6 protein-coding genes are annotated in these 7,822 nt (G+C 63.2%); 3 read left to right on the forward strand and 3 right to left on the reverse strand.

Annotated features, from left to right (window positions below; all coding sequences use genetic code 11):
• Positions 1-13: 13 nt before the first annotated feature.
• The 3 genes from NCR38_RS29505 to tssB all read right to left on the reverse strand — a co-directional run bounded on the left by NCR38_RS29505 (position 14) and on the right by tssB (position 3,404).
• Entirely contained in the window at positions 14-1,132 is a 1,119-nt protein-coding gene (locus NCR38_RS29505; RefSeq protein WP_061119478.1) for a nucleoside hydrolase, read from the reverse strand.
• A gap of 160 nt (positions 1,133-1,292) precedes the next feature.
• Positions 1,293-2,846, reverse strand: coding sequence for a type VI secretion system contractile sheath large subunit (tssC, locus tag NCR38_RS29510; RefSeq protein WP_061119479.1), 1,554 nt, complete (start codon positions 2,844-2,846; stop codon positions 1,293-1,295).
• Positions 2,847-2,891: 45 nt separating this feature from the next.
• Positions 2,892-3,404 (reverse strand): type VI secretion system contractile sheath small subunit, encoded by a 513-nt coding sequence (gene tssB, locus NCR38_RS29515; RefSeq protein ID WP_061119480.1) that lies wholly within the window; start codon positions 3,402-3,404, stop codon positions 2,892-2,894.
• A 501-nt stretch (positions 3,405-3,905) separates the two neighbouring features.
• Here tssB and tssK point away from each other — a divergent pair.
• From tssK to NCR38_RS29530, 3 genes are read left to right on the forward strand one after another with little or no spacing between them, the layout of a single operon-like run.
• Complete coding sequence (gene tssK, locus NCR38_RS29520) at positions 3,906-5,258, forward strand: type VI secretion system baseplate subunit TssK (protein WP_061119481.1); 1,353 nt, start codon at positions 3,906-3,908, stop codon at positions 5,256-5,258.
• Positions 5,255-5,983, forward strand: a complete 729-nt coding sequence (locus NCR38_RS29525) for a DotU family type IV/VI secretion system protein (RefSeq protein ID WP_061119482.1) — start codon at positions 5,255-5,257, stop codon at positions 5,981-5,983. The genes tssK and NCR38_RS29525 overlap by 4 nt, the downstream gene beginning before the upstream one ends.
• Positions 5,984-5,988: 5 nt before the next feature.
• Positions 5,989-7,671, forward strand: a complete 1,683-nt coding sequence (locus NCR38_RS29530; RefSeq protein ID WP_250478054.1) for an OmpA family protein — start codon at positions 5,989-5,991, stop codon at positions 7,669-7,671.
• The last annotated feature ends 151 nt before the right edge of the window (positions 7,672-7,822 follow it).

Consider the following 7,822-nt stretch of genomic DNA (forward strand, 5'->3'; position numbering starts at 1 on the left):
TGAACTCCTGGCGCTACTGGAATTTGACGGGGACGGGCCGCGTCAGCAGATCGACATAGAACTTGAAGAATCGATCGTTGTCGTAGCGCGTCACGTAGGTGATCTTCTGCGGCGACGCACCGGCCTGCGGCGCGTCCGGATACACCTTCACATGTCCCTGATCCTCGCCGGGCGTCGTGTCGATGTCGAGATACGCGCTCTGCGTCTGCGTCGCGTAAGTCGGATCGAGGAAATAACCGATCGTCAGCGTGTCGTAGATATCGGTGTTCGTCGAGAATGCGCCCGCGTTCGCGATCGCGTAGACCTTCGTCACCGCTGTCTGTCCCGTCGGCGGATTGACGATCTGGTTGTAGACCGATTCGGTGAGCGGCACGGTGTTGGTCACGTCGAGAGGAATCACTCTCTGCGGGATCGTCGTCTGCAAAAGCGTTCGTACCGCGACGGGATCGAACCACCAGTTCAGTTCGCCCACCGCGTTCGCGTTGCCCGGCACGTTCATCGCGCCGCCCATGTAGACGATTCCCTTGATGAGCGGAACGATCTCCGGTGCTTTGCGCACGGCGGTCGCGAGATTGGTCGGCGGCCCGACTTCGATGATCGTCACCTGGTTCGGATAGCGCTTGACCGTATCGACGATGAAGTCGGCGGCGCTCTGGCTTTGCAGCTTGGCCGATGTTGCGAAGCCGTCCGGCGGCGCGGTCAGTTGCGACTGGCTGGTCGGCTCGGGACGCATCCATGCGCCGAAGTAGCCGTTCGGATTCGCGGCCTGCTGCGCGCGAATGCTCGCGACATCGTATTGCAGCGGATAATTCGCGCCGGCATAGACGCCGACCTTGTCCTGCACGCCCATGCGCTCGACCGCCTTCAGTGCGTCGGCTTCTTCCTGCAGCAGCCAGTCGTTGCCGGTCACGACGCACAGGCCGAGCAGATTGACCTTGCCCTCGCCCATCAGTTGCGTCGACATGGCGAAGAGCTGGCCGTCGTCGCCCATCGTATTGAAGTCCGAATCGATGATGATCTTCGGCGCGCTGGAAAAGGCGGGTTGATTGTCGTCGTCGGAGCCGCCGCAACTGGCGAGCATGGAGGTGATGACAACAGGAAAGATCAGGAATGCCGCGCTGCAACGTCGCATGATGTCGTCTCCCGAATCGAATTGTGTAGTCGGTGCGCCGTTGCATGGCGCAAGTCATTCTACGATCGATCGGAAGCGCGCGTCGGACGGCCCTGAAACGACGACGCCGGGACGGCCCGTGAGCCGTCCCGGCGTTTCACACGATGCGCTATCGCGAGAATCAGCTCTTCGCCTTGGGCATCTGCGAAACCAGCGACAAGCCGATGTCCATGCCTTCCACCTGGAAGTGCGGCACGATGAAGAGCTTGATGCGGAAGAAGCCGGGGTTGTCCTCGATGTCCTCGACCATCACCTTCGCCTCACGCAGCGGATGCGACGCCTGCAACTCGTCGCCCGGATCCTTCATCTCGGTGACGAGGCTCTTGATCCAGTTGTTCAGTTCGAGTTCGAGCAGACGCCGGTCCTTCGTCGTACCGATGTTCTCGCGCTGAATCAGCTTCAGATAATGCGCGATGCGCGAGAGCAGGAAAATGTACGGCAGGCGCGCATTGATCCGGCTGTTCGCGGTCGCTTCCTTGGTCTCATACAGCGCGGGCTTTTGCGTCGAGTTGGCCGAGAAGAAGCACGCGAAATCGTGGTTCTTGTAGAACGAGAGCGGAATGAAGCCGAGATTCGCAAATTCGAATTCACGCGTTTCGGGAATCAGCACTTCGGTCGGGATCTTCGGCTGCACGCCGGTGCCGAGATCGTACAGGTGCACCGGCAGATCCTCGACCTTGCCGCCTGCCTGCGGACCGCGAATCTGCACGCACCAGCCGTTGTTCACGAAGCTGCGCGTCATGTTCGCCGCGAACGCGAAAGACGCGTTCACCCACAGATAACGATCGTGGTCCGGACCCTTCACCTGCTCTTCGTAGTTGAAGGCGCGCACAGGCGTGGTGTCCTTGCCGTACGGCAGGCGGCCGAGCACGCGCGGCATCACGAGGCCGACGTAGCGTGCGTCGTCCGTGTCGCGGAAGCTCTTCCACTTGATGTACTCGGCACGGTCGAAGTAGTTGCCGATGTCCTGAATCGCCGCGACTTCTTCCATCGATTTCTTGCCGAAGAAGGCCGCACCCACCGCACCGATGAACGGCATGTGCGCCGCCGCCGCCACCTTCGAGATATTGCGCAGCAAGGCCACGTCCTGCGGCGAGTTGGCGAATTCGAAGTCGCTGACGAGCGCGCTGATCGGCTGGCCGCCCGGCGTATCGTATTCCTCGATGTAGGTCAGGCGATACAGGCCGCTCTGAATCAGTTCCGGCGCGTCGTCGAAGTCGCGGATCAGCGCGTCCTTCGACACGTCCAGCACTTCGATGCGCGCGTTCTTGCGGAAATCCGTGCGCGAGACGAGCATCTTCAGGCCACGCCAGCGGCCTTCCAGCGCCTGAAACTCAGGGTTGTGCATCACCGAATCGAGCTGTTTGCTGATCTGGCGGTCCAACTGCCCGATGAAGAAATCGAGCAGCGACTTGTCGAGACGGTCCACGGGCTTGCTCGTCTGCGCGACGAGGTCGAGGAACGCGCCCATGCCGCGCGCGAGGCGCTCGTCGGCCGACGCTTCGGAAAGCATGTCGTTGTCGCGAAATGCCTCGAGCGGACGCGCCTGTTGCACCGGGCTCAGGTTGATCTTGTTGCACAGCGATGCATAGACGCTGTCGCCATACGACTCTTGCGGAGCGTCGAGCACGACGGATTCGCCTGCGGCGCTTGCGCGGACTTCTTTCTTACTCATCGATTGTCCTGTCTGGGAAGCTTGTCGGTTGAAGGCTGAAGGAGCTCAGGCGTGGCCTTCGGGCTGCGTCGCCGCCGTCGCGATCTGCGAGAGCTCGCCGCGCAGCTTGTCGGAGAGTTCCTTGTTCTTCAGGATCTTTTCGAACTCGCGACGGAACGTACCGTTGTCCAGCAAATTCGACTTCAGATCGCGCAGCAGATTACGCACGGCGAGCAGCGCCTGCAGTTCCGGGATCTGCCGGGCCACCTGCTCCGGCTCGAAGTCCTTCATCGAGCGGAAGGAGAGGTTCACCGGCATGTCGGAGCCGTCGTTCGCGAGCGTGTTTTCGGTGGCGAATTTCAGGTCCGGCGCGTAGTCCGCCAGAACCGCGTCGAAGTTGTTCTTGTCGATATTGACCTTCTTGCGCTCGGAAAGCGGCGCCTGCTCGCGTCCCGCGCTGAAGTCGCCCGCGACGAGCAGCTTGAGCGGCAATTCGACCTTTTTTTGAGCGCCGCCGGTATGCAGATCCAGCGTGATCGAAACACGGCTCTTGGGAATCTCCCTCTGAAAGCTATCCATCAATAATCCTTATCAAATAGATGACATGCATCTCAATATAGAGAAAGCGGGACCGCAGTTTTTGGGGCTGCCCGACCGAGCGAAGCAAACCCAGTCTACGAATTTGACTGTTCGAACGTCATTAGGGTCCTATTAGAACAGGTTTCACATCATTAAAAAAGTATCGTCATCTTGACTGTATGTTCTGCAAAGCAGATGCGCAGAACCCGCTCATGACGTTGATCGAGAAAGGATTTCCAGGCGCTTCTTCTGGCGCTCCCTCGAATTCGCAAGTCGCGGCGTACCTCCGGTGCCGACACTAATTGACATTTCACACTCGACCGCAACCCATCTTGAAAATAAGCCGTATGCAGGATGACAGGTGGCAAGTTGTTGTTATCAAGCGATTTCATATTCCCTGATCGGCAATCAAGGTTTTTTAACGAGTAGGTATACGAATTAAATGGTGGAATATAGAATCCCCTCCCCGATATAGACGAATAGCCTCACCCAAATACACATATGCGGATCGATAAACCGCTCTGGCACGAAGGCCTGATTCTCACGCAGCAGCATTTTCAGCAGCAGGAGCGGTGGACGGAATTCGCCTTGCGCCAGTTCACGACGGCCGCGCTCGCGCAACCTTGGGGAACGCTCGACGTCGAGGTAGACGAAGACGCACTCGCCGCCGGCCGCTTCAAGCTGTCGCGGCTCAGGCTGCGTTTTCCCGACGGCACGCCCATCGACACGTCGCTCGCGCAGGCGCTGCCGCCCGCGCGCGATCTCACGCAAGGCGTGAGCGCCGAACGGCAAAGTGTGACCGTGCTGGCCGCGCTCGCTTTGCCCGACGCCAATGGCAATAACTGCCGCATGGACGAAACGGCGCTCACGCGGCCGCGCCGCGCCTATCGCGAATTCGTCAAGGTGGTCGACCTGAACGGCACGGACGAAACCGAGATCGCCGCGGAGCGGCACGCCGTGCGCCTGCTTCTCGACTTCGAGCCACATGCCGATGACACCGTTTGCGCCATCGCGCGCCTGACGCGTTCGACGAGCGGACAGTTCCAGCTCGACCGGCGCTACGTGCCCCCTTGCCTGTCGTTGAGCGCGCATACGCTGCATGTCGAGCGCATCGGCCGGATAGCCGACATCCTGCTGGCGAAGAGCCTTGCGCTCGGCGCACGACGCAGCGAACGCATCGAACAGGTCGCCGAATACGGCGTGGCCGACGTGCAACTGTTCTGGCTCCTGCACTGCATTCATGCGGCGTGGCCGAAGCTGCGGTTCCTCGCGTCGAATCCGAACCTGCCGCCCGAGCGGCTGTATTCGGTTCTGGCCGAGCTCGCCAGCGCGTTGATGACGTTCTCCACGAGCGCACAGCTCACGGATATCCCCGCCTACGATCACGTGCGCGCGGACGAAGTGTTCGCGGAGCTCGAATCGATGATCCGCAATCTGCTGGACGCGATCATTCCGTCGCGCGTCGTGCCGATCGATCTCGCGCACGACAACGCGACGACGTGGAGCGGCAAGATTCTCGACACGCGCATCGCCGACGGCGCCGCCGACTGGTATCTGTCGGTCAACTCGACGCTGCCCGCCTTCGAACTCATCGAGCGAATCCCGCGCCTGTGCAAGATCGGCGCGCCCGACGAGGTCGATCACATCGTCAATTCCGCGCTCGCGGGCATCCCGCTGAAGGCCGTTCAGCGCGTGCCGGCGGCGATTCCCGTGCGGCTCGACAACCAGTACTTCGCGCTCGATGCCGCGAGTCCGGCGCACGCGCGCATGCTGGCCGCGCGCGCATGTCAGGTTTATCTGCCGACCTCGGTGCCGGACGTCTCGCTCGAACTCTACGCGGTGCTGCGCTCATGAACATGCTGTCCACATCTCCCGCTCATCCCGGCCTCGTCGAACCGGCGCCGGGTATCGCACCGGCCCATGTGAGCGGCATGCGCGATCTGCTCCGCGACACGGCGCTCTTCGTCGCGAATCTGTCCACCGGCGGCAGGGCGGGGGATTTCACTGCGTTGCGCGCGCGTTGCGCGTCGATGGTTGCGGAACTGAGCGCTGCGCTCGAACGCCGCGGTTATCCGGAAGACGTGTGCGACGATGCCGTGAAGGCGCAATGCGCGCTGCTCGACGAAACCGCTCTGCTGCACCTCTCCGACCACGACAAGCCGCTATGGTCCGCACAGCCTTTGCAGGTCGAGAAATTCAAGCAGCACGATGGCGGCGAGCGCGTGTTCGAGCGGCTCGAGTTCCGCATGCGCGAGCGTGCGCCCGAGGTCGATCTGCTCGAATCCTATGCAGCCATTCTCGGCCTGGGATTTCTCGGCCGATACGCGGTTCACGGTGAAAACGAGCGGCAGGCGCTCATCGCCGAGCTGAATACGCTGATCGGGCGCCTTCGCCCCGAAGGCGAGCGCTCGCTCGTCATCGATCAGCTGGGCCGGCGCTTCGGCGACTGGTTGCGGCGCGTCTCGCCGTGGGCTATCGCCGGACTCGGCTGCGCCGTCGCGCTCGTGACGTGGACGATCTGGCACATCGCGCTCGATGTGCAACTCGCCGCGTTGATTCCCCACGCCGTCAAGCCGTGAGCAACATGCCAAGGTTGGGTTATCCGGCGCGCACGATCGTCGTGCTCGCAGCGCTTCTCGCGCTCGCCGTGCTTTGGTTCGTGCAGCCGTTCGGCAAGGAATGGAACTGGCCTTGCGCGGCCGGCATCGTGATCGCCGCGGCCGCCTTCATCGCCTGGCGCACGCGGCAACTCGCACGTGCGCGCAAGCGAAGCGCGCCTATCCTGCGCACGCTGGGCGCCGCGACCGTCGACATTCCGTTGAATCTGCGTGCCCGCATGCCGCTCGTGCTCGTCACGGGCGATGCGCTCGCCCCGCTTTTCGATCACGGTGCGCGTGAGCCGCGCCTGGTGTACATCGGCGATGGCGCGATCTGGCTGCGCGTGGATCGTCCGCAGGATCTTCCCGAGGTCGCGCTCGCGATGCGGCAATGGCGCGACGGCCATCCGCCCGACGGCGTCGTGCTGAGCATCGCGCCGTCGCTCCACGCCGACGCGGACGCGCTCTCACAACGCCTGCGCGTGGCGCGTCAGGCGCTCGCCGATGCCTCGCGCATCGTCAGCACGCGCCTGCCGGGTTACATCGCCGTCTATCAGCGCCTGACGAACCTGTCGCCACGCGATGCGAACCTCACGCGCCAATGGCACAGCGCGTCGGCCGGCGCGCCGATCATCGACGCGGGGCGCTTCGAAGCCGTCATCCGGAATGCGGAAAGCGAGGCCTCGCGCCACGCCGGAGATCGCTACACGGCCGTCCATGCCGCCGCGCTGGCGTCGATCGTCGGCTGGACGCAGCGTGTGGTCTTCGGCACGCTCACCGATCCGCGTCAGCCGGCCGCGCCCTGGGCGCTTCACGGCGCGGGCTGGATCGATTGCGGACCCGCGAGCGATGCGTCCAGGCCGTGGGAGCAAGACGTTCAATTGCAGACGCGCATTGCGCCCGCGAACCTCGATGCAACGCCCGCGCCGTGGCCGCTGCCGCAATCGCTGCTCGAAGCGATGCCGCGCCGCGCCGCCATGTCGCCGCGCGTCGCCGCCTTCGCGCACGCGATCGGCATCGCCGCGCTCGCCGCCAGCGCCGCGTTTCTCGGCGCGGGTCGCCACAACACGGAATTGCTCGATCGCGTCCATGCGGACCTGGATCGCTACGCGTCCATCACGCCGGATCGCGACGCCGCCCGGCGCGATGCGCTGCGCTCGCTCGCCGCCGATCGCGACGAACTGGATCGCAACGCCCGCACCGGTGAGCCGCTCAACTTATCGTTCGGCCTGTATCACGGCGCGCAACTGCTGCCGGCCTTGAATGCGGCAATCGCAAGCTATCAGCCGCCGCCTCCGCCGCCCGCCGTGGTGACGCTCGACAGCATGTCGCTCTTCGACAGCGGCAAGGCGCAGTTGAAGCCCGGCTCGACGCGTGCGCTCGTCGCGGCCCTCGAAATGATCAAGGCTCATCCCGGCAAGCGGATACTCGTCGCGGGGCACACTGACAACGCGGGCGATGCCGCCAGCAATCTGAGACTATCGAACGCGCGCGCGGCGGCATTGCGCGACTGGCTGATCGACGCCTCGGGCATTCCGGCGACGCAGTTCGCGGTGCAGGGCTACGGCGACACGCGCCCGATCGTCGCCAATGACACGCCCGAAGGCCGCGCAAAGAATCGCCGCGTCGAGATCACGCTGGTGCCGGACGAAGCCAATACCGCGAAGTAACATCGCGAATCGAATCCCCGGGGTTCTCTCTCCGGGATCTTGTCGCTCAGGATTCTTCCTGGGCATCGCTTGGCAGTACCAAAGAGGAGTAGTAAATGGCAATTCCCGCATACATGTGGCTCAAGGATGACGGCGGCGCCGACATCAAGGG

This window comes from Caballeronia sp. INML1, assembly GCF_023631085.1.
Classification (GTDB): domain Bacteria; phylum Pseudomonadota; class Gammaproteobacteria; order Burkholderiales; family Burkholderiaceae; genus Caballeronia; species Caballeronia turbans.

Coding starts and splice junctions, on each gene's coding strand:
- NCR38_RS29505 (WP_061119478.1), bottom strand. CDS start 1,132: ATGCGACGTTGCAGCGCGGCATTCCTGATCTTTCCTGTTGTCATCACC.
- tssC (WP_061119479.1), bottom strand. CDS start 2,846: ATGAGTAAGAAAGAAGTCCGCGCAAGCGCCGCAGGCGAATCCGTCGTG.
- tssB (WP_061119480.1), bottom strand. CDS start 3,404: ATGGATAGCTTTCAGAGGGAGATTCCCAAGAGCCGTGTTTCGATCACG.
- tssK (WP_061119481.1), top strand. CDS start 3,906: ATGCGGATCGATAAACCGCTCTGGCACGAAGGCCTGATTCTCACGCAG.
- NCR38_RS29525 (WP_061119482.1), top strand. CDS start 5,255: ATGAACATGCTGTCCACATCTCCCGCTCATCCCGGCCTCGTCGAACCG.
- NCR38_RS29530 (WP_250478054.1), top strand. CDS start 5,989: ATGCCAAGGTTGGGTTATCCGGCGCGCACGATCGTCGTGCTCGCAGCG.